Source organism: Paenisporosarcina sp. (genome assembly GCF_057785155.1).
In genome coordinates this window covers 27,105-47,829 of sequence record NZ_JBYNRN010000039.1, presented here as the reverse complement: position 1 = coordinate 47,829, position 20,725 = coordinate 27,105, and the positions used below count along the sequence as shown (strand labels likewise).

At 37.7% G+C, this 20,725-nt stretch carries 23 protein-coding genes; 9 read left to right on the top strand and 14 right to left on the bottom strand.

All coding sequences use genetic code 11. From position 1 onward, the window contains the following. The first annotated feature begins 61 nt into the window (after positions 1 to 61). Genes AC3EA5_RS14430 through AC3EA5_RS14420 form a run of 3 tightly spaced genes read left to right on the top strand, consistent with a single transcriptional unit; the run spans position 62 to position 1,236 of the window. Positions 62 to 559 carry a peptidyl-prolyl cis-trans isomerase gene (locus tag AC3EA5_RS14430; protein WP_488608979.1) on the top strand — a complete coding sequence of 166 codons (498 nt, stop codon included), beginning with the start codon at positions 62 to 64 and terminating at the stop codon, positions 557 to 559. 11 nt (positions 560 to 570) lie between these two features. Further along, the gene (locus AC3EA5_RS14425) at positions 571 to 774 is read left to right on the top strand and encodes a YlaI family protein (protein WP_394187247.1); all 204 of its coding nucleotides are present in this window, start codon (positions 571 to 573) and stop codon (positions 772 to 774) included. Further along, a complete protein-coding gene (locus tag AC3EA5_RS14420; RefSeq protein WP_488608978.1) occupies positions 775 to 1,236 on the top strand; it encodes a hypothetical protein in 462 nt (153 codons plus the stop codon). A 40-nt stretch (positions 1,237 to 1,276) separates the two neighbouring features. On the opposite strand, the gene AC3EA5_RS14415 is transcribed toward AC3EA5_RS14420, so the two are convergent. Continuing rightward, the gene (locus AC3EA5_RS14415; protein WP_488608977.1) at positions 1,277 to 1,603 is read right to left on the bottom strand and encodes a YlaH-like family protein; all 327 of its coding nucleotides are present in this window, start codon (positions 1,601 to 1,603) and stop codon (positions 1,277 to 1,279) included. 26 nt (positions 1,604 to 1,629) lie between these two features. Beyond that, positions 1,630 to 3,477, bottom strand: a complete 1,848-nt coding sequence (typA, locus tag AC3EA5_RS14410) for a translational GTPase TypA (protein ID WP_394187244.1) — start codon at positions 3,475 to 3,477, stop codon at positions 1,630 to 1,632. Positions 3,478 to 3,593: 116 nt separating this feature from the next. On the opposite strand from typA, the gene AC3EA5_RS14405 reads away from it, so the two are divergent. After that, positions 3,594 to 3,779 carry a YlaF family protein gene (locus AC3EA5_RS14405; protein ID WP_488608976.1) on the top strand — a complete coding sequence of 62 codons (186 nt, stop codon included), beginning with the start codon at positions 3,594 to 3,596 and terminating at the stop codon, positions 3,777 to 3,779. Between the two features lie 40 nt (positions 3,780 to 3,819). On the opposite strand, the gene AC3EA5_RS14400 is transcribed toward AC3EA5_RS14405, so the two are convergent. Together AC3EA5_RS14400 and AC3EA5_RS14395 are read right to left on the bottom strand one after the other, a co-directional pair. Then, the gene (locus AC3EA5_RS14400; protein WP_488608975.1) at positions 3,820 to 4,611 is read right to left on the bottom strand and encodes an inositol monophosphatase family protein; all 792 of its coding nucleotides are present in this window, start codon (positions 4,609 to 4,611) and stop codon (positions 3,820 to 3,822) included. A 104-nt stretch (positions 4,612 to 4,715) separates the two neighbouring features. After that, positions 4,716 to 4,913, bottom strand: coding sequence for a hypothetical protein (locus AC3EA5_RS14395; protein ID WP_488608974.1), 198 nt, complete (start codon positions 4,911 to 4,913; stop codon positions 4,716 to 4,718). Between the two features lie 159 nt (positions 4,914 to 5,072). Here AC3EA5_RS14395 and AC3EA5_RS14390 point away from each other — a divergent pair, with 159 nt between their 5' ends. Beyond that, complete coding sequence (locus AC3EA5_RS14390) at positions 5,073 to 5,693, top strand: YktB family protein (RefSeq protein WP_488608973.1); 621 nt, start codon at positions 5,073 to 5,075, stop codon at positions 5,691 to 5,693. Between the two features lie 23 nt (positions 5,694 to 5,716). Here AC3EA5_RS14390 and AC3EA5_RS14385 read toward each other — a convergent pair whose 3' ends face one another. After that, the gene (locus AC3EA5_RS14385) at positions 5,717 to 5,995 is read right to left on the bottom strand and encodes a UPF0223 family protein (RefSeq protein ID WP_394187239.1); all 279 of its coding nucleotides are present in this window, start codon (positions 5,993 to 5,995) and stop codon (positions 5,717 to 5,719) included. Between the two features lie 15 nt (positions 5,996 to 6,010). Further along, a complete protein-coding gene (locus AC3EA5_RS14380; protein WP_488608972.1) occupies positions 6,011 to 6,967 on the bottom strand; it encodes an NAD(P)H-dependent flavin oxidoreductase in 957 nt (318 codons plus the stop codon). Between the two features lie 222 nt (positions 6,968 to 7,189). On the opposite strand from AC3EA5_RS14380, the gene AC3EA5_RS14375 reads away from it, so the two are divergent. Further along, positions 7,190 to 8,659 (top strand): aminotransferase class I/II-fold pyridoxal phosphate-dependent enzyme, encoded by a 1,470-nt coding sequence (locus AC3EA5_RS14375; RefSeq protein WP_488608971.1) that lies wholly within the window; start codon positions 7,190 to 7,192, stop codon positions 8,657 to 8,659. A gap of 53 nt (positions 8,660 to 8,712) precedes the next feature. Here AC3EA5_RS14375 and AC3EA5_RS14370 read toward each other — a convergent pair whose 3' ends face one another. From AC3EA5_RS14370 to AC3EA5_RS14345, 6 genes are all read right to left on the bottom strand, one after another. Beyond that, the gene (locus AC3EA5_RS14370; RefSeq protein WP_488608970.1) at positions 8,713 to 9,540 is read right to left on the bottom strand and encodes a polysaccharide deacetylase family protein; all 828 of its coding nucleotides are present in this window, start codon (positions 9,538 to 9,540) and stop codon (positions 8,713 to 8,715) included. Between the two features lie 798 nt (positions 9,541 to 10,338). After that, entirely contained in the window at positions 10,339 to 11,751 is a 1,413-nt protein-coding gene (gene lpdA / locus AC3EA5_RS14365; RefSeq protein ID WP_394187235.1) for a dihydrolipoyl dehydrogenase, read from the bottom strand. Between the two features lie 4 nt (positions 11,752 to 11,755). Beyond that, positions 11,756 to 13,165, bottom strand: a complete 1,410-nt coding sequence (locus AC3EA5_RS14360; protein ID WP_488608969.1) for a dihydrolipoamide acetyltransferase family protein — start codon at positions 13,163 to 13,165, stop codon at positions 11,756 to 11,758. Positions 13,166 to 13,195: 30 nt separating this feature from the next. After that, positions 13,196 to 14,173: an alpha-ketoacid dehydrogenase subunit beta gene (locus AC3EA5_RS14355; protein WP_488608968.1), complete on the bottom strand. Its 978-nt coding sequence runs from the start codon at positions 14,171 to 14,173 to the stop codon at positions 13,196 to 13,198. A gap of 3 nt (positions 14,174 to 14,176) precedes the next feature. After that, positions 14,177 to 15,292 (bottom strand): pyruvate dehydrogenase (acetyl-transferring) E1 component subunit alpha, encoded by a 1,116-nt coding sequence (gene pdhA / locus AC3EA5_RS14350; RefSeq protein WP_488608967.1) that lies wholly within the window; start codon positions 15,290 to 15,292, stop codon positions 14,177 to 14,179. A gap of 257 nt (positions 15,293 to 15,549) precedes the next feature. After that, positions 15,550 to 16,194 (bottom strand): YkyA family protein, encoded by a 645-nt coding sequence (locus AC3EA5_RS14345; protein ID WP_488608966.1) that lies wholly within the window; start codon positions 16,192 to 16,194, stop codon positions 15,550 to 15,552. 142 nt (positions 16,195 to 16,336) lie between these two features. Here AC3EA5_RS14345 and def point away from each other — a divergent pair, with 142 nt between their 5' ends. Further along, on the top strand, positions 16,337 to 16,903 hold the full coding sequence (gene def, locus AC3EA5_RS14340) for a peptide deformylase (RefSeq protein WP_488608965.1): 567 nt from the start codon (positions 16,337 to 16,339) through the stop codon (positions 16,901 to 16,903). Positions 16,904 to 16,955: 52 nt separating this feature from the next. On the opposite strand, the gene AC3EA5_RS14335 is transcribed toward def, so the two are convergent. After that, on the bottom strand, positions 16,956 to 17,729 hold the full coding sequence (locus tag AC3EA5_RS14335) for a Cof-type HAD-IIB family hydrolase (protein ID WP_488608964.1): 774 nt from the start codon (positions 17,727 to 17,729) through the stop codon (positions 16,956 to 16,958). 280 nt (positions 17,730 to 18,009) lie between these two features. Between AC3EA5_RS14335 and AC3EA5_RS14330 the strand changes: the two genes are divergently transcribed. Beyond that, positions 18,010 to 18,219, top strand: coding sequence for a DNA-dependent RNA polymerase subunit epsilon (locus tag AC3EA5_RS14330; protein WP_394187228.1), 210 nt, complete (start codon positions 18,010 to 18,012; stop codon positions 18,217 to 18,219). 4 nt (positions 18,220 to 18,223) lie between these two features. Next, complete coding sequence (gene rnjA, locus AC3EA5_RS14325) at positions 18,224 to 19,891, top strand: ribonuclease J1 (RefSeq protein WP_394187227.1); 1,668 nt, start codon at positions 18,224 to 18,226, stop codon at positions 19,889 to 19,891. 150 nt (positions 19,892 to 20,041) lie between these two features. On the opposite strand, the gene AC3EA5_RS14320 is transcribed toward rnjA, so the two are convergent. Continuing rightward, positions 20,042 to 20,701, bottom strand: a complete 660-nt coding sequence (locus tag AC3EA5_RS14320) for a potassium channel family protein (RefSeq protein WP_394187226.1) — start codon at positions 20,699 to 20,701, stop codon at positions 20,042 to 20,044. Between the last annotated feature and the right edge of the window lie 24 nt (positions 20,702 to 20,725).

The following is a 20,725-nucleotide window of genomic DNA, read 5'->3' as shown; positions in this document are numbered from 1 at the left end:
ACCTTTGAGGAAAGGGTTATACTAAAATTAGAAATGGCAACTCGCTAGGAGGCAACGACATATGGAAAGAATTATCCCAGTAAAAGGCGAAGTGAATTTTAAAATCACATTAGATCCAGGTGTTTGGATTTTTGATGATCGCCGAATTGATTTAACTACCTTTTTCACTACCGAACATATAGAAACAGATGAGTTAGCGGAATATACGAAAAATATGTCAGCTCATTGGTCAAGAGAGATAATGGAAGGTTCAACAAACCCACCTACTATTCAAACTGAAAAAAAATATGAGAAAACAAAAATGCTCACAGGTACTTTTGGCATCTATTTACATCACTTTTTAAAAAATGCTGAAGTAAAAGAAAATGCAACAAAAGTTGTAATTGAAACAGAAAACGGTGAACACTCATTTTCTTTAGAAGAAGCACAAACACTTATTTTTAAGTTCAGCCAAGATGGAAAACCGTTACATGACGATGGTCCCGCCTACATTTTAAAAGCAGACGGTTCAAATCTTGAAAATCCAATTAAGCAAGTCAATGCAGTACGAGTGGAATAGGAGGACCAATCATGCGAGTAAAATGTGTTATTTGTGAAACCATTAATGATTTACCTGATGATGCACCACAAGCAAAAAAGCTCCGTAACCGCCCTATTCATACGTATATGTGTGACCCTTGTCACGATCGAATTGCTGAAAGAACCAATGCTCGAATTGCTACTGGACATTTCCAGTTTTACAAAAGTTCCCGTCGCATTGAGGAAGATTTCTAAATGTGGAATCGACAGACAATCCTTTTATCTATTTATATCGGTCTAATAAGTGGAATTCTTCTAGGTCTTTTTTTAAAACTAGTCGAAAACATAACAGGTATTTTAGTTTATACGCTTTTATTAAATATTGACTTTATCCCTGGTATTGGGGCTATCAAATGGACTGAACCTATAGAATTTATCTTCCATCTTTTAGTTTCTATCGTAATTGGCTTTGTATTTGTTTTTTTAGCACTAAAACTTCAAATCGGTCAGAATTTCAAGAAATTGTTGGGTCTTAGTTTTTTATTATGCTTACCAACGTTCGCTTTGTTTTTCGTCTTAAGTATATTAGCTATAAAAGATGTTCCAGTTTGGAATGATTGGACTGCATTTAGTTATTGGACAATTGCGCATCTGTTTTATATTTGGCTGATTCCAACGCTCTATATAAAATTATTGCCAAGTCATATTGATCAATAACATATTAATAAAACACAACAAACAAAAAGAGTAGTACTAGCTAAGCGCTAGCACTACTCTTTTTTTCATTATGCAATCGAATTTTATATAAAATCAAAATCATCGCTGCAATAATCAAACCTTCTACAACTGGTAAGAAGAAGGCTAAAAACGTAAGCATTAAACATCCTATTAGCAGAAAAAGATAAATCACAATGTTTTGAGACATTTTTAACTTTTTCGCAAATCCAAGTTTATAAACTAACGCAGATAATAGGAAGATGACAAGATATAAAGCATATCCTGCCATAGTATAGCTTGGAAGCGTCTCATAAATGAGACGCGCAATTGGATACATATTGTCATAAACAAATTGCTTTTCTTCCAAGTACCTCACCCTCTCATCATCAATAATTAACTATTTTCAGCAGTTTTTGCTTTTTTAGTTACACGCTCACGCTCTGATTTATCAAGAACTTTTTTACGTAAACGAATAGATTGAGGTGTGATTTCACAGTACTCATCATCATTTAAGTATTCAAGAGATTCTTCTAATGTCATAATACGTGGCTTTTTACGTGTAGTTGTTGCTTCTTTATTAGCAGAACGAATATTATTAGCTGCTTTCATTTTCGAAACGTTAACTGTTAAGTCATTATCACGAGTATGTTCGCCAATAATCATACCTTCATAAATATCAGTACCAGGCTCAACGAAAATCGTTCCACGATCTTCAATGCCTAAAATACCATATTCAGAAGCTTGACCAGTTGCCATAGCAACTAGAACACCTTTACTACGTCCACCAACACGACCTTTTTGCATAGGTTGGTAGCTATCAAATGTATGGTTAATGATTCCGTATCCACGAGTTAAAGTCATGAAATCAGTTGTATAACCGATTAGTCCACGAGCAGGAACCATGAATACTAAACGAACTTGACCAGTACCGTTATTGATCATGTCGAGCATTTCACCTTTACGCTCACCCATAGATTCAATAATAGATCCAACATGTTCTTCAGGAACATCGATTTGTACACGTTCAACTGGTTCACAACGAACACCGTCAATTTCACGAACGATAACCTCTGGTTTAGAAACTTGAAGTTCAAAACCTTCACGACGCATGTTTTCAATCAAAATTGATAAATGTAATTCACCGCGACCAGAAACGATCCATGCATCCGGAGAGTCAGTTGGATCTACACGTAGTGATACGTCTGTTTCAAGTTGAGATTGTAAACGCTCATCAATTTTACGAGATGTTACCCATTTACCTTCACGACCAGCAAACGGACTGTTGTTTACTAAGAACGTCATTTGAAGAGTTGGCTCATCAATACGTAAGATCGGTAGTGCATCTGGATGTTCAGTTGGACAAACCGTCTCACCAACGTTAATGTCTTCCATTCCAGATACGGCGATTAAATCACCAGCATGAGCTTGTTGAATTTCAACACGTTTTAGACCCATGAAACCAAACATTTTTGTAACACGGAAGTTTTTCACTTTACCGTCTAATTTCATAAGTGATACTTGTTGGCCAACTTCCATTGTTCCGCGGAAAACACGACCAATACCGATACGTCCTACGTAATCGTTGTAATCTAAAAGAGATACTTGGAATTGAAGCGGCTCTTCTTTATTGTCAACTGGTGCTGGAATATGTTCAATGATTGCATCATAGATAACTTTCATGTTTTCTTCTTGGTCATTCACATCAGAAGAAAGACTTGCAGTACCGTTCATACCTGATGCAAAAATTACAGGGAATTCTAATTGATCATCATTTGCTTCAAGTTCGATGAAAAGTTCAAGAACTTCATCAACCACTTCTTCAGGACGTGCAAAGTCACGGTCGATTTTATTAACAACAACGATTGGTTGTAAGTTTTGTTCCAAGGCTTTTTTCAATACAAAACGAGTTTGAGGCATACAACCTTCATATGCATCAACTACAAGAAGAACACCATCTACCATTTTCATAATACGTTCAACTTCTCCACCAAAGTCAGCGTGACCAGGTGTATCCAAAATGTTAATTTTAACATCTTTGTATTGAATCGCAGTGTTCTTAGCTAGGATTGTAATACCACGCTCACGCTCGATATCACCAGAGTCCATCGCGCGCTCGTCCACATGTTCATTTGAACGGAACGTACCTGATTGTTTTAACATTTGGTCAACTAAAGTTGTTTTACCATGGTCAACGTGGGCAATAATTGCAATATTTCTTAAGTCATTACGTAAATTTGTCATCGTTTCACTCCATATTCTTTTTTCGAGTCCATAACTGTGTTATTATAGCACATGTTGTTAACTTTTGTCTGATTTAGTATGATTAAATTTATTATGGTGCTTTGGAGGTACTACTCGTGAAAAAAATTAAATGGGTATTTGTTTTATATTCTCTTGCAGCATTACTGTCGATGTTTGCAATTGGAATTTCGGTTGGATTACGTAGTATACCTGGCATTCTAGTTAGTATTTTAGTATTAATTTTGGTAATGGGATTTGGTTTTAAAACGAAGAAAAAAATGCGTGATCAAGGTATATTGTAATAAAAAAACAAGAAATCGGATATGCCGATTCCTTGTTTTTTTATTTTAATTTTATATAATTTTTCAGAATTTGCTGATGCAAGCTACCTCTTGCAACAAAGAAAGTATCCGTTCCGAGCATCTTTAATGGTTCGCCTCTTAAGTTAGTTGCAACTGCCCCTACTTCAGATGCAATAACCATTCCTCCTGCAACATCCCACGGTGATAACCTCATTGACATATATGCATCAATTCTTCCAGTCGCCACATATGCCAATTCTAGCGCTGCTGAACCATAAGATCTAATACCTCTCACATCACGTACTAATTGAATTAAGCCGTCATTTTCGATATGTCCATTTGGTACGACCCAACTTGCATTCATGCCAATGATTGCTTCTTGAATGCTTGTCTCTTCCAAGAAAGGAATACGTTCATCGTTTAGAAAAGCTCCATGCCCTTTATGTGCACTATACAATTCATCTAATACAACATCATAAATATAGCCAAGAATACCTTCACCATCTTTATAAATACCTAAGGATATAGCAAAGTTCCTCTTTTGATGAATAAAGTTCATTGTTCCATCAATCGGATCGAGCATCCAAACGATTCCTTCTAAATGCTCAAGTTGATTTCCGAAACCTTCTTCCCCTAAAATCAAGTGACTAGGATAGGCAGTGTTTATTTGGCTAATAAAAAACTGTTCGATTTCTTTATCTATGTTTGTAACCAAGTCATTCGCATCCGCTTTCGACTCAATTGAAAGTTCACTGGAAAAGGAGGTTCGAATTCGATTCCCTGCTTCTTTTAACATGTTTTTGGCATCACGATCAAGTTTAATTATATCCACGAATTCTACCGCCTTTCTATCTGTATTTGTATTATAAACAAAAAAAGCACCTGTTGTCAGATTCGACGTTCAGGTGCAATTACGTATAAGTGGCAGTATTCTTTTTACCGTAATGCATGCAATGCCTCCAACTCCTGATGAATCTCAGTCAGACGGTTTTTGCTTTTTAGCATTTCCGCGTCATTTTTCATTTGCATTGCATCGAACAAAGAGGCAAGTTCATAGTCGAGTTCTAACTTCAATCCATCGATTAACTTTTTCTCTACATCTTCTTTGCGAACGATATGGACAACTTGTTTCATGGTCATACACCCCTTTTCTTTTTTATCGGAATATTCAGAATGTTTTATATACTTTATGGTAATAAAATTTTTTTGTCAACTTCAAAAAGCTTACTTACATGATTTTTTCCCATATTTTTATTAAACTAAACGTAGGAATTGCGAAGGAGGAAAATATTTTTGAAAACTGCATGGGAAAACACCGATTTTGAAGTGTTTGAAATAGATGGATTAGAACATCGTATGCAAGGATTAATTGAAAAAGTCCGTCCGAAATTTGAAAGTTTTGGAACGCATTATGCGACTTTTTTTTCAAGTAAAACCGGGGATGAATTTTTCCCACATGTAGCAAAACACGCTCGTCGGTCTGTAAACCCTCCGAAAGATTCATGGGTTGCATTCGCACCTTACAAAAGAGGATACAAAGCCCTCCCCCATTTTCAAATTGGGTTATGGGGATCACATGTCTTTGTAGTTCTAGCAGTTATTTATGAAGTACCAAACAAAGTTGCGATTGCGGAGAAATTATTAAAAAAGAAGAGCCTCATGAAGGAACTACCAGCGGATTTCATTATTTCAGGTGACCATATGTCGCCGAATGCAATTCCGTTAAAAACGGCATACAAAGAAGATTTGGAATCCTTACTTGTTCGATTAAAGGATGTTAAAAAAGCTGAATTTTTAGTTGGACGCCATTTACCTAGAGAAGAAGCAGTGAAAATGTCTGCAGAGGAGTTTGAAGCTTATACCGATGAAACATTCGAGGCTCTGTTGCCTATATATAAGTTGATGACAAATTAATTATTTAGGAAAAAGGAGCGGGATTATTTCCCCGCTCCTTTTATAATGGCTCCAGTTGTTGTTTCCTTCATTTTCTTGATGATCGGATAGCAGACATAACCACTTTCTTTTTCAAATTCTCTAAAGTAGGTTTTCTCTTCTGCCATTGAAGGAACTATGTCCTTGAATCGACGATATTTTTTCATTAGTTCTTCACGTTTAATGCCATTTTCATAGGCATTTTCGATTGCTTCAAAAAATTGTACAACTTCAACGATTTCTGTCGTAGACCAATCTTTTGAAAACGGATAAGAATAACTCATATAATCACCCTTTCTTTATAGCCATTTTAAACGGATGGTTTCAGCTTGGGAAATCATTCGCTTAAATAACTCTTCGACCGTAGGTACATCATCGATTAAACCGGTCACTTGACCAGCCCAACCAAACCCACGGTCACTTTCTCCGTGATAGATATATTGTTTATTAGCCTCTCCACTTATGTACGTTTTTAACGCTTCATATGTTGGTGTTTTAGACTCAATTTCTCGAATGGCGGTTGTCCAAGGGTTAATTAAAGCTCTTGCCGGAGCACCAATAGAACGTTTAATAACTGTGGTACTTGTTTCAGAACCCTCAACCAAAGCATTTTTATAAACTTCTGAAGCATGGACACATTCTTTTGTCGCGATAAATCTAGTCCCCATTTCAATCCCTTCCGCACCAAGTGCATGTGCGGCCATCCAACCTCGACCGTCTCCAATTCCACCAGACGCAATGACTGGAATTTTCACCGCATCAACTACTTTCGGCACTAACACCATAGTTCCTACATCATCGCGACCTAAATGCCCCCCACCTTCTTGTCCCACAACCATGACGGCGTCTGCCCCTAATTCCTCAGCTTTTTGAGCTTGGCGTGTAGCGGCAACTAATACTAATTTTTTAATAGGAGTGTCCTTTAATTGGTCAAATATTGGCGTAGGATTTCCTCCCGTCATCGAAACGACTGGGACATTCTCTTCGATTGCCACTTCTAACATATGAGCAAAAGGTCTACCTTGATCTCCAATGGCAAAATTGACCCCGAACGGACGATCTGTCAGCGTTCTCACTTTTCGAATTTCTTCTCTTAATGCTTCCGGTGATTCTAAACTCATTGCCGTTATTTGACCTAAGCCGCCAGCATTAGAAACTGCTGCAGCTAAGTCCGCATACGCCAAATAAGCAAGACCACCTTGAATAATGGGATATTGAATATGAAGTAAGTCTGTAATTCTAGTTTTCCATTCCAAATTGAAATCCTCCTAAAATTCTTATTGCATGTATTCTTCTTTTATTCACCATTCCTGTTAAAAAGAATAGTAAAACGTCAATCATAATGCTATAATTCACTTGTTTTTCAATTAATAAAAATGGCTGTTTGCTTTTACCCACATGCCATCTTTCAATGTACCATGGATTCTCGAATAATTAGCTTAACAAATCATAATAGGAAAGGTAAGGTGGATGATCAGTTGTCACAACTAGAAACCCCTCTATTCGACGCTTTACTTAAGCACAGAAATAGACATCCCATTCAATTTCATATACCAGGTCACAAAAAAGGAAGCGGAGTTGATCCAGCATTCCGCGAGTTTGTTGGAGATAACGTATTATCAATTGATTTGATCAACATTGCGCCATTAGACGATTTACATTCTCCAAAAGGAGCTATAAAACTTGCACAAGAATTAGCTGCAAAAGCCTTTGGTGCTGATTATACATTCTTTTCTGTACAAGGAACAAGTGGTGCCATTATGACAATGATTTTGAGTGTATGTGGACCTGGAGATAAAATTCTAGTTCCTCGTAACGTTCATAAATCAATTATGTCCGCAATCGTTTTTGCCGGTGCGATTCCTGTTTTTATTCACCCAGAAGTGGATCCAGACCTTGGAATTTCTCACGGGATTTCAGCAGAATCAGTTGAAAAAGCGTTAGAAGCGAACCCTGATGCAAAAGCCGTTCTTGTTATAAATCCTACGTATTTTGGATTTGCTGCAGACTTAAGTCGTATTGTAGAAATATCTCATCAACGAAATATTCCTGTCTTGGTAGATGAAGCTCATGGTGTTCATATTCATTTCCATGAAGACTTGCCTGTGTCAGCAATGGCTGCTGGTGCTGATATGGCTGCAACTTCCGTTCACAAGCTTGGTGGCTCTATGACACAAAGTTCCGTGTTAAACGTACGTGAAGGCCGTGTCTCTGCAAAGCGAGTTCAGTCGATATTATCCATGCTGACGACAACTTCTACTTCTTATCCTATACTCGCTTCACTGGATACAGCAAGAAGACAATTAGCTGTTCACGGTCATGATTTAATCGGTGAAGCTATTCGATTAGCTCAAGACGCTAGACAAAGAATCAATAAAATTCCTCATCTAACTTGTGTGGGAGAGGAAATCTTACGAACTTCAGCAACTTATGACTTCGATCCTACTAAATTGCTTATTAGTGTGAAGAACTTAGGGATCACAGGTCACCAAGCGGAAGAATGGTTACGTGAAAAAGCGAATATCGAAGTAGAGCTATCCGATTTATACAACATATTGTGTATCGTAACGATTGGAGATACTTCAAAAGAATTAAATTTACTTATTAACGCACTTGATCGAATGGCAAAATCTTTAGAAACAGAAGCGGCCGTCGTAGAACCTTTTGTAACGATACCAGATATCCCTAAATTGGCTATGACGCCGCGGGATGCATTCTATGCTACTACAGAAATTGTGCCGTTCTCAGAGGCTGCAGGACGCATTTCAGCTGAATTCATTATGGTCTACCCTCCAGGGATTCCAATTTTTATTCCCGGGGAAATAATTACAGAAGAAAACATTGCTTATATTCACATGAACGTCGAAGCTGGTCTACCTGTTCAAGGTCCAGAAGACGATGAGCTCAAGTTCATTCGAGTTATTAAAGAACATAAAGCTTTTTATTAAATTCAAAAAAAAAATCTTCCGGCCAGTTATTGGCTTGGAAGATTTTTTTGAATTCATTCTGTCGTTACACCTTTTATCGTTGTCGGATCAACCATTTCATAACCTTTTGCACGCAGACCTTCGACGATATCGGTTAATGCAGCCGCAGTCCATAATCGGTCATGCATCAATAGATTTGCTCCATCAGTTAAGAATTCTGTATTCACCATAATATCAGCTAATGCGTTGGCATCTTGATATTTCGATTCCCAATCGTAGCCATATGTCCAATTCATTAATAACATCCCTTGTTCTCTTACAAGAGCCCTACTAAAATCAGTATTAACTCCAAATGGTGCACGGAAAAACTTTGGTCTCTCGCCGATAATAGATTCAATTGAATCACTGACTTGCATAATTTCCGTACGTTGCTCTTCTTCAGACAATTGTTTTAAATTGGCATGTGTTTGTGTGTGATTGCCTATTTCAAATCCCATTTCATGAATTTCCTTTAAAACGGCCTTTTCTTCATCCGTATCTATAAAATGCCCATTAATAAAGAAAATCGCCGGTGCATTTAAGCTTTTTAACGTTTTAGCCATCTCTAAAGATTTCTTATCTGGTGCATCATCTATTGTTAATAAAACTACTTTTGAAGGAGCGTCAGCAATCGGTTTGACTGTCCAGTTCGCTTCATTGAGCTCATATTGAGGTTCCGCATCCTCTTCGATCACTTCTTCTTCAACATCTTCTTCCTTCTCTACAACTTCTTCTTTCTCTTCTTCATTTTCATTTTCTACAAGATCTTCTTGAGGTTGTGAAACTGGTTTCGTCTCTTCTTCGCCACAAGCACTTAGCATTAAAGCCATCGCAGCCAAAGCAATCCATTTTGTGTTTTTCATGTTGTATCACCATTTACCCTTTCCATGATGACATTTTATCATGTCCTGCAAATCCTATGCTAGTATACTTTAGACGCATATAGATATGTATTTGACTCAAGTCCAAAAATTAATAGGTTAGTATATCCGACTTCTTGTCTATTGCACTTAATAGAAAAAAGGTGGTTGACTATTTCTATCGCTTTCCGAGGACGAAACGCTAGCTTCCTCGGCTCAACTGTCGCTGACAGCATGCCTGTGGGGTTTATCGTGTTTCGTTTTTCCGCAGGAGTCTTCAGGAATAATAGCAAACCACTTTTCTATTAAAATAGTTTAAAAAGTCTGGATTACAGAAGTAACTAGAAATGATAACTTCGGATGGACAAAATGATTGTTTAAGTAAGTATCTATTTAATACCTCTCCTATCCCATTCAAATGTGTATAACGTCATATGAGCAAACAAGCATATCATTATATTTATTTTTACAGCGGATGCAGTTGATTGAAATGAGGCGGCGACTCCGAGGGAATAAGCACGAGCTTTAGACCCTGGACTGAGCACCGCGAAGGAAGCGGCTAAAGCCGTGACCCCCGGAACGCGTCAGCAGCAATGGAAATCAACATTTTATATGATTCTACAATCTAACGCATATGAATTTCCTAATCCCGTAAAATTGCTTGCTAATCCCACAATTTTTTCACTTAAACCCGTAAACTTTCAATCTAATCCCACAATTTTTCAGGATAATCCCTTAAAACAACAAACCTAAAATACAAAAAAGCCGCACAGCTCGTCTAGAACTGTGCGGCTTAAAGTATTATTTAGATAAAATATGAATTGGATGTCCCATAACTACTTCAGCAGCTTCCATTGAGATTTCTCCCAATGTCGGATGTGCATGAATCGTCATAGCGATATCTTCAACAGTCATTCCTGCTTCAATTGCTAAACCAAGTTCAGCAATCATGTCTGAAGCACCTTGACCAACGATTTGAGCACCTAACAATAAACCATCAGATTTACGTGAAACTAGTTTCACAAAACCATCTGTTGCATTTAATGCTAAAGCACGACCATTTGCACCGAATGGGAATTTCCCAGCCGTTACTTCAAAGCCTTCTTTTTTAGCTTGCTCTTCGCTTAAGCCAACTGTTGCTAATTCAGGATCTGTGAAACACACTGCAGGGATTGCTAAGTAATCCACTACAGATGTTTGACCAGCGATAACTTCAGCTGCTACTTTACCTTCGTAAGAAGCTTTGTGAGCTAACTGAGGTCCTGAAACAACATCACCAATCGCGAAGATGTTTTCGATGCTTGTGCGAACTTGTTTGTCGACTTCGATCAATCCACGTTCACCCATCTTCACGCCGATTTCTTCAAGGCCCATTTCGTCTGTGTTTGGACGACGACCAACAGTTACTAACACATAATCAGCTTCGACTTTTTGCTCTTCTCCGCCTGCTTCGTAAGTAACCGTTACGCCTGAATCGGTTTCTTCAACGCCTTTTGCTGATGCTTTAAGAACAACGTTGACACCTTTTTTCTTCAAGCCTTTTTTAACGATTTGAGTCATTTGTTTTTCGAATCCAGCTAAAATATCGTCGCCACCTTCGATAATTGTTACTTCAGAACCTAGGTTTGCAAAAGCAGTTCCTAATTCAGTTCCGATATAACCTCCACCGATGACTACTAATTTACCAGGAATCTCTTCAAGAGCCAAAGCGCCTGTTGAACTTAATACACGCTTAGTGAACTTGAACGATGGAATTTCAACTGGACGAGAGCCAGTTGCAATAATCGCATGTTTAAATTTGTACGTCTGAGCAGAGCTTTCATCCATAACACGAACTGTGTTCGCATCTACGAAGTAAGCTTCACCACGTACGATTTCAACTTTGTTCCCTTTTAGTAAGCCTTCTACACCGCCTGTTAATTTCTTAACAACACTGTCTTTGAAAGCTTGTGCTTTAGAGAAGTCAATTTTAACGTCTGTTGCTGTAATACCCATATCATCAGAGTGTTTAGCATGTTCAAAACGGTGACCAACTGAAATCAACGCTTTAGAAGGAATACATCCTACATTTAAACAAACTCCACCTATATGTTCTTTTTCAACAATTATAACTTTTTGTCCTGTTTGTGCTGCGCGGATTGCCGCAACATATCCGCCAGGGCCTGACCCAATGACGAGCGTATCTGTTTCAATCGGGAAATCTCCAACTACCATAGTTTTACGCCTCCATTAATAAAAGTTCTGGATTGCTAAGCAAACGTTTAATGTTATTTAAAGCATGCTGAGCAGTCGCACCGTCGATCATTCGATGATCAAAGCTCAATGATAATGCTAACACAGGAGCTGCTACAATTTCACCATTTTTAATTACTGGTTTTTCAGCAATACGTCCAATACCTAATATAGCAACCTCAGGATGATTGATAACTGGTGTAAACCATTGACCACCTGCTGAACCGATGTTCGTGATTGAACATGAAGCACCTTTCATTTCTGATGGTGATAATTTGCCATCACGTGCTTTTCCAGCAAGTGTATTAATTTCATCTGAAATCGCAAATACAGATTTACGATCCGCATGTTTAATAACTGGAACAAGCAACCCTTTTTCCGTATCAGCTGCAATACCAATGTTAAAGTAATGCTTCTGAATAATTTCTCCTGCCTCATCGTCTAATGAACGGTTAAAGTCAGGGAAATCACGTAATGTACTAACTAAAGCTTTAACTACATAAGGTAAGTACGTCAATTTAACATTTTTCTCAGCTGCTAAATCTTTGAACTTCTTACGATGAGCCACTAGTTCAGTTACATCGACTTCATCCATTAACGTTACGTGTGGAGCTGTATGTTTAGAATGAACCATTGCTTTTGCAATCGCTTTACGAATACCAGACATTTTCTCACGTGTTTCAGGGAATTCGCCTTCAAGGGCAGGTGCAGCAACTTTCGTTTCTTTGCCTGAATTTTCTTCTTGAGCAGTTTCGTTAGTTTCTGTAGACTGTTGTTCTGCTTCAGAAGAAGAGTCAGCTTGTCCGCCATTCATGAACGCTTCTATATCTTCTTTCATCACTCGACCATTTTTTCCTGAACCATTCACCTGAGAAATTTCGACTTCATTATCACGAGCAAACTTACGAACTGATGGCATTGCAATCACACGGCCATTAGGATCTTTCTCCTGTTTTGAAGTTGTTTGTTCAGTTTTAGGAGCAGCTTTTGTTGCTTCCGTTGGTTCTTGTTCTTTTGAATCTTTTTTCGGTTCTTCTTTTGTTTCTTCTTTATCTACATCTTGACCCGCTTCAGCTGTTGCTTGAACTTGAGCTTCAGTTTTTGCGTCTGCTTTTGGCTCATCTTCATGGTCACCTTTAAATTTTAGGTCTTCATAACCAGGAGCATCAATTCGAATTAATGTTTGGCCAACTGTTGCTACCGTTCCTTCTTCAACAAGAACTTCTTCCACTTTACCAGCAACTGGTGATGGAATTTCAACAACCGCTTTGTCATTTTGGACTTCACATAAAATGTCGTCCTCGCCAATGGTATCGCCTGCTTTTACAAACCACTTGACGATTTCACCTTCATGTATGCCTTCACCGATATCCGGTAAACGAAATTCAAATGCCATTTAATTCACCCTTTCTTTTGTGAGTGTTTATTAGAACGTTAAAACTTTTTTAGCTGTAAATACAATATCTTTCGAATTTGGTAACCAAACCGTTTCCGCTTGAGAGAACGGGAAGATTGTATCTGGAGCTGTTACACGTAAAACTGGTGCTTCTAAACTTAAAATAGCACGTTCATTAATTTCAGATACTACGTTTGCAGCAATACCAGCTTGTTTTTGTGCTTCTTGAACCACAATTGCACGACCTGTTTTTTCAACAGAGGCAATAATTGTTTTAATATCTAATGGTTGAACTGTTCTTAAATCGATTACTTCAACAGAGAAACCTTCTTTTTCAAGTTCTTCTGCTGCTTTAAGACTATCGTGAACCATTGCACCGTAAGTGATGATCGATAGGTCTGTTCCTTCACGTTTAATAGCAGCTTCACCTAAAGGAATTGTATACTCTTCTTCCGGAACATCTTCACGGAATGAACGGTATAATTTCATATGCTCAAGGAAAATAACTGGGTCATTATCACGAATAGATGAAATTAATAAACCTTTTGCGTCATATGGTGATGAAGGAATAACTACTTTCAAACCAGGTTGAGCAGCCATTAAACCTTCAAGACTGTCAGCATGCATTTCAGGTGTATGTACACCACCACCAAAAGGTGAACGAATCGTAACAGGTGCATGGTACTTACCACCACTGCGGAATCGCATACGTGCTAATTGTCCACTGATTGAATCCATTACTTCATAAACAAATCCGAAGAATTGAATTTCTGGAACAGGACGGAATCCTTCTAATGAAAGACCAACCGCTAATCCACCAATACCTGATTCTGCTAGAGGTGTATCAAATACGCGGTCTTCCCCAAATTCTTTTTGTAAACCTTCAGTTGCACGGAATACTCCTCCGTTATTACCTACGTCTTCACCGAAGACGAGGACGTTTTCATCATTTTTAAGCTCTGTACGGAGTGCGTCCGTAATTGCTTGAATCATCGTCATTTGTGCCATCGGTTACTTCGACTCCTTCTCTTTGTAAAGTTCGTATTGTTCTTTTAAGTTGAATGGCATTTCATCACCATACATAATTTCCATTAAATCCGTCACTTTTTGTTTTGGAGCAGCATCTGCTGTTTTAATAGCATCTTTAATTTCTTCTTTTGCTTGCTCGATTACTTCGTTTTCTTTTTCTTCATTCCAAAGATTTTTCGCTTCTAAATAAGCACGGAAGCGGACCAATGGATCTTTCTTCTCCCACTCAGAATCCGTCTCAGAAGTACGGTATCTTGTTGGGTCATCTCCAGCCATTGTATGTGGTCCATATCGGTAACATAATGTTTCGATTAACGATGGGCCTTCCCCATTGACTGCACGCTCACGAGCGTCACGAGTTGCCACGTATACAGCAAGTGGATCCATACCATCAACTAAAATACTTGGAATACCAGCGGCAATTCCTTTTTGTGCGATTGTTTTCGCAGCAGTTTGAAGTTCGCGAGGTGTTGAAATCGCATATTGGTTATTTTGCACGATGAAGATTGCAGGAGAACGGAATGCTCCAGCAAAGTTAATTCCTTCATAGAAATCTCCTTGTGAAGAACCACCGTCACCAGTGTACGTTACCGCTACAGATTTTTTACCACGTTTTTGCATTCCTAATGCAACACCAGCAGCTTGAATAATTTGAGCGCCAATGATGATTTGTGGTGGGAATACTTTTACATCTTCAGGGATTTGGTTCCCCATAAAGTGTCCACGTGAAAATAAGAAAGCTTGTGATAATGGTAGACCATGCCAAATCATTTGCGGAACATCACGGTACCCAGGAAGGATAAAGTCTTCTTTTTCAAGAGCATAGTGAGAAGCTAATTGAGAAGCTTCTTGTCCAGCAGTTGGCGCATAGAACCCTAAACGACCTTGACGATTTAGAGAAATTGAGCGTTGGTCTAAAATACGCGTATAAACCATACGTTTCATTAATTCTACTAATTCTTCATCTGATAAATTTGGATCTGCGTCTTTGTTAACAATTTCGCCTTCTTCATTTAAAATCTGGAACATAACAAACTTTTCTTCAATCGCTTGAAGGGTTTCAACTGGTCCCATTTGCTTGGCATTTTTTGCTGCCATATTAACACCTCTCCTTTTAGAACTGTATTAAAAAATCATTAAAAAACAAGTGATACAATATGCATTCTTCCATAGTATACTTAACTTTATTTTCGGGGTCAATCATTGCAAACTCTACATTGTAAACAAATCATTAATTATTCAATTTTCAATTTACAACAAACTGTACCACTCGAAAACATCATCTGTATTATATGACAGTTCGTATTCACAACTCCTTTTATAGCACAGAAAAAACGACCTCCGAAGAGATCGTTTTATTTTTCACTAGAAAGTGTACTATATACATCTGATTTTAATTCATTTATCGCGATCGTGGAGTCATTAAATGTTTGGATTGCTTCTTGAACTTTATCATTTTGACTATTTACTTCCGCAACTTGTTTTTGTAGATCTTCTTGTTTCGTTTCTTCATTCAATAACATTTCATACAAGACAGTCTGTTTCTCAGTTAAAGCTTCGTATTCTTTTGATACTTTATCATGAGCAGCATAGCGATCGTCCAAAGCTTTATCTAATTCTTTAATAGAAGTTTTTGACTTATCGTCTTTCACGTCGCTTGCCACATCTTCAATAGCAGAAACTTTTTCTTCAGCATTCTTCATGGATTGCTTTTCTTCTTCTAACAAAGCCAAGCGCTGTTCAACAGAATCGTTTAACTCTGATACAAATGTTTTCACTTTTTCAGTATCTTCTTGCGTTAAAGCCATCACTTCATTAAAAGTTTGTTGTTCTTTTTTCTCTAAAGAAGCTAATTCTTTTTGTGCCTCGCGATATCCTTTTTCTTCTTCATAAATAGTAGATAATGCTTCTGATAATTGTTCGTGAGCAGATGCCCCAAATGTACAGCCTGATAACACAATTGTCGAACTTAGTACTAACCCAAATAATCCTTTTTTCATATCTCTACCTCCTAAACCTTTTTATACTATAGACGTTCACGTTCAAAAATTCAACTGACCAAAAGTCGTCCTTTTTATTTCCACTTTAGGGTTCCTTCGGTATACTTGATATAGAATTTGTATTGTAGAAAGGAAGACCATCATGTTTTTAATGAAAGATATCGTTCGTGAAGGACATCCTTCACTTCGTATAAAAGCTGAAGAAGTAAATTTGCCACTGAATGAAGAGGATGCAAAATTAGCAAAAGATTTATTAGATTATGTCATCAACAGTCAAGATGACGAAATGATTGAAAGGTATGATTTGCGTCCAGGCATCGGAATTGCTGCACCGCAAGTTAACCAATCGAAAAGGATGTTTGCACTTCATATCGAAAGTGAAGAAGATCCAATTACCTTCGTTGCCATTAACCCTAAAATTGTTAGTCATTCAGTAGAACAAACATATTTAACTACTGGAGAGGGATGTTTAAGTGTAGATCGCGTAATCGAAGGTTATGTACCAAGATACGCGCGCATCACTGTAAAAGGATTTTATCCTGATGGAAGTCCATTTAAAATGCGTCTAAAAGGATTACCTGCAATTGCATTCCAACATGAATTGGATCATTTAAATGGAATCATGTTCTATGATCGCATCAATCCAACCGACCCTTTTGCAGAAATTCCAAATTCGACCCCGTTTGAGCGCAATACGAAAGAAGATTAATAGGAAAAACCAACAATATCGATTTCAGATATTGTTGGTTTTTTCTATGTCTTTATTCAATGAGTTTTAAATACCGCATTGCATCAGCTAATCCATCTTCATCTACATGTCCCGTTACGTATTTTGCCCTTTTAAGAGCTTCTTCATGACCATTTCCCATGGCAACACTGAATCCCACAGCTTCTAACATCTCAATATCATTTAGCCCATCACCAAAAGCGATGGTTTCCGCTAATACTAGTCCAAATTTTTCAATTAACATCTGGATGGCTTTGGCTTTGGAAGCACCTTTCGGCAATATGTCTACTGACACGCGATGCCATCTCACAAACTTAAATTCTGGAAACTCTTGATGATACTTACCTTCTTCATCCTCTAAACAAAAAACTAATGCTTGATAAATTTGTTCATTCTTATGAAAATGCTCTTCATGTTGTGGATGAGGAAACTTTAGACTTTGTATACTTTCCTCCACATGAGGATGATACGGTAATGAAGAAATCATTTTTTCTGCATTCATGTACACGAGTGGGTGATTATTAGTTTGAGCAAATTTTGTTACTTGATTAAGAGCTTCAGCGTTTAACGCTTCTTGATGAACGATTTCATTTCTATATACAATATATTGACCATTGAAACAAATATACGAATCAATTTGTAACTCTTCTAAAACGGCTTTAATCATAAATGGCGCTCTACCTGTTGCAATGATAATTTCATGTCCATTCTCACGAGCTTCTAATACAGCTTTCTTAGCACTTTCAGGTAATTTTTTGTCTGTATTATATAGAGTTCCATCAATATCAAAGAAACATATTTTCTTCATTTTTATTAATCTTCCTTTCGAATGAATATTCTGGCAATTCGTCGGACATCCTTTACAATACTTGCAATTAATCGTATAATGAGGTATGAGGAGTGATTTGCCATGTTAAAGCGTCTAAAAAAGAAATTATTAAGACGGCTGGGCGGCATACTCGGTAAAAAGACGATTGCTTAATTTTATGCCCTACTATTTATAGTAGGGCTTTTCTTTATTTTAAAAGAGCAACATGATAATATAAAGAGAATGATTTTATTTTGAACGTGAAAAAGGAGAGCGAAACATGATCTACAAAGTTTATTATCAAGAAAATGTGCTTGAAGTGCCAGTTCGCGAAAACACACAAAGCCTTTATATGGAAGCAGATTCAGAGCGAGCAGTTCGCTATGCGCTTAAAGATCGCAAGTATAACATTGAATTTGTTCAGTTACTTGAAGGGAACCATTTAGAGTACGAACAAGCTGCAGCAAACTTTAACGTGGAGAAAGTATAACTACATGAAATTTGTAAAGAATGATCAAGCGGCTGTTTTCGCACTCGGCGGACTGAGCGAAATCGGTAAAAACACTTATGGTGTGCAATTTCAAGATGAAATAATTTTAATTGATGCAGGTATTAAATTCCCTGAAGATGATTTACTTGGAATTGACTATGTCATTCCAGATTACACGTACCTTGTGAAAAATGTAGACAAGATTAAAGGTTTGTTTATTACACACGGTCACGAAGATCATATCGGTGGTATTCCTTATTTGCTGAAACAATTAAATGTTCCTGTTTACGGTGGCAAACTAGCTTTAGGCTTGTTGCGCAACAAACTCGAGGAACATGGTCTACTTCGTACGACGAAAATGCATGTCATTACTGAAGACGAAGTGATTAAATTCCGTAAAACTTCTGTGAGTTTCTTTAGAACAACTCATAGTATTCCAGATGCATATGGAGTTGTTGTAAAAACTCCTCCGGGCAATATCGTTCACACAGGAGATTTCAAATTCGACTTTACACCTGTTGGTGAACCAGCAAACTTAACGAAAATGGCTGAAATCGGAAAAGATGGCGTCCTTTGTTTACTTTCTGACAGTACAAATGCTGAAGTGCCAAACTTCACAATGTCAGAGCGAAAAGTTGGCGAAAGCTTATCTGAAATTTTCCGTAAAGTAGATGGACGTATTATTTTCGCTACATTCTCATCAAATATTTACCGAGTTCAACAAGTTGTTGAGTCAGCAATCGAGCATGGCCGTAAAATTGCTGTATTTGGTCGAAGCATGGACAATGCGATTAATATTGGTCGAGAACTAGGCTACATAAATGCTCCAAACGAAACGTTTGTTGATACACAAACATTGAATCGTTTACCTGCAAATGAAGTCATGATTTTATGTACAGGTAGCCAAGGTGAACCAATGGCTGCGTTATCTCGTATCGCTAATGGAACACATCGTCAAATTCAAATCCAACCTGCTGATACGGTCATCTTCTCATCTTCCCCTATTCCAGGGAATCGTAGCAGCGTAAATCGTACAATTAATCTATTAACTCGAGCTGGTGCAGACGTTATTCATGGTCCATTAAGCAATATTCATACATCTGGACATGGTTCTCAAGAAGAACAAAAACTAATGCTTCGTTTAATGAAACCTAAATTCTTCATGCCAATTCACGGTGAGTATCGTATGCTAAAAATTCATACAGAACTTGCAATTGATTGTGACGTGAAACCTGAAAATACATTTATCATGGAAAACGGAGACGTATTAGCACTTAGCCAAAATGAAGCTGCTGTTGCGGGTCGAATTCCATCAGGTGATGTATACATTGATGGTAGCGGAATTGGGGATATCGGCAATATCGTCTTAAGAGATCGTCGAATTCTTTCGGAAGAAGGACTAGTCATTGTTGTCATTAGTACCGATCAAGAACGACAAAAAATCGTTTCTGGACCAGACATTATCTCAAGAGGTTTTGTTTATATGAGAGAATCTGGTGCCATGATTAATGAAGCACAACATATGCTAAATCGTCATTTACAAAAAACAATTCAATCAAAGGCAACTCCTTGGTCTGAATTGAAAAATGAGATTACGGATGTACTCGGTCCTTACTTATATGAAAAAACAAAACGCCGTCCAATGATTCTACCAGTCATAATGGAAGTGTAAATCAAACTTAAAAACCACAGCTTACACCTAATCTGGTGTTGGCTGTGGTTTTTTGATTGATGATAAATAAAGATGATGACTACGAAGCTGGTCGGCTTTTCTTTCGCTTTCCGCTATCAAAAAAGAGAGAGCACGTGGCTCTCCCCTCATTTAATGCATTGCTTTCTTTTCAAAACGGATAATATCTGAATCGGCACCAATAACAATTAAAATATCATTCAAAAGAATCTCTTCAGTTGCTTGCGGTGACACTAATATTTCAGTTCCTCGCTTAATTGCCACGATATTAATCCCATAATTAGCACGGATATCAAGATCAATTAAAGTTGAGCCAGCCAGAAATTCATTTGCGATAATCTCCATAATGGAATGCTCATCTGATAATTCCAGGTAATCTAATACATTATTCGAGATCATATGATTGGCGATTCGAATACCCATATCACGTTCAGGATGTACAACTTGATCGGCACCTATTTTACGTAAAACTTTTTCGTGGTAATCATTTTGAGCTTTTACAGTTATTTTATTTACACCAATTTCTTTCAACATTAAAGTGGTTAAAATACTGGATTGAATGTCTTCCCCAATCGCCACAATTACATGTTCAAAATTGCGGATACCTAGTGATTTTAAAACTGATTCATCCGTTGTATCCGCTACAATTGCTTGAGTCGCAATCGACGCAAACTCATCTACTCGATCTGAAAACTTATCAATTGCCATAACATCTGCGCCTTGTTCAATAAGTTCTCTTACGATGCTCCCACCAAATCGACCGAGGCCAATTACTACGAATTCTTTTTTCATCTTTCAACCTCCGTACTTAACGAA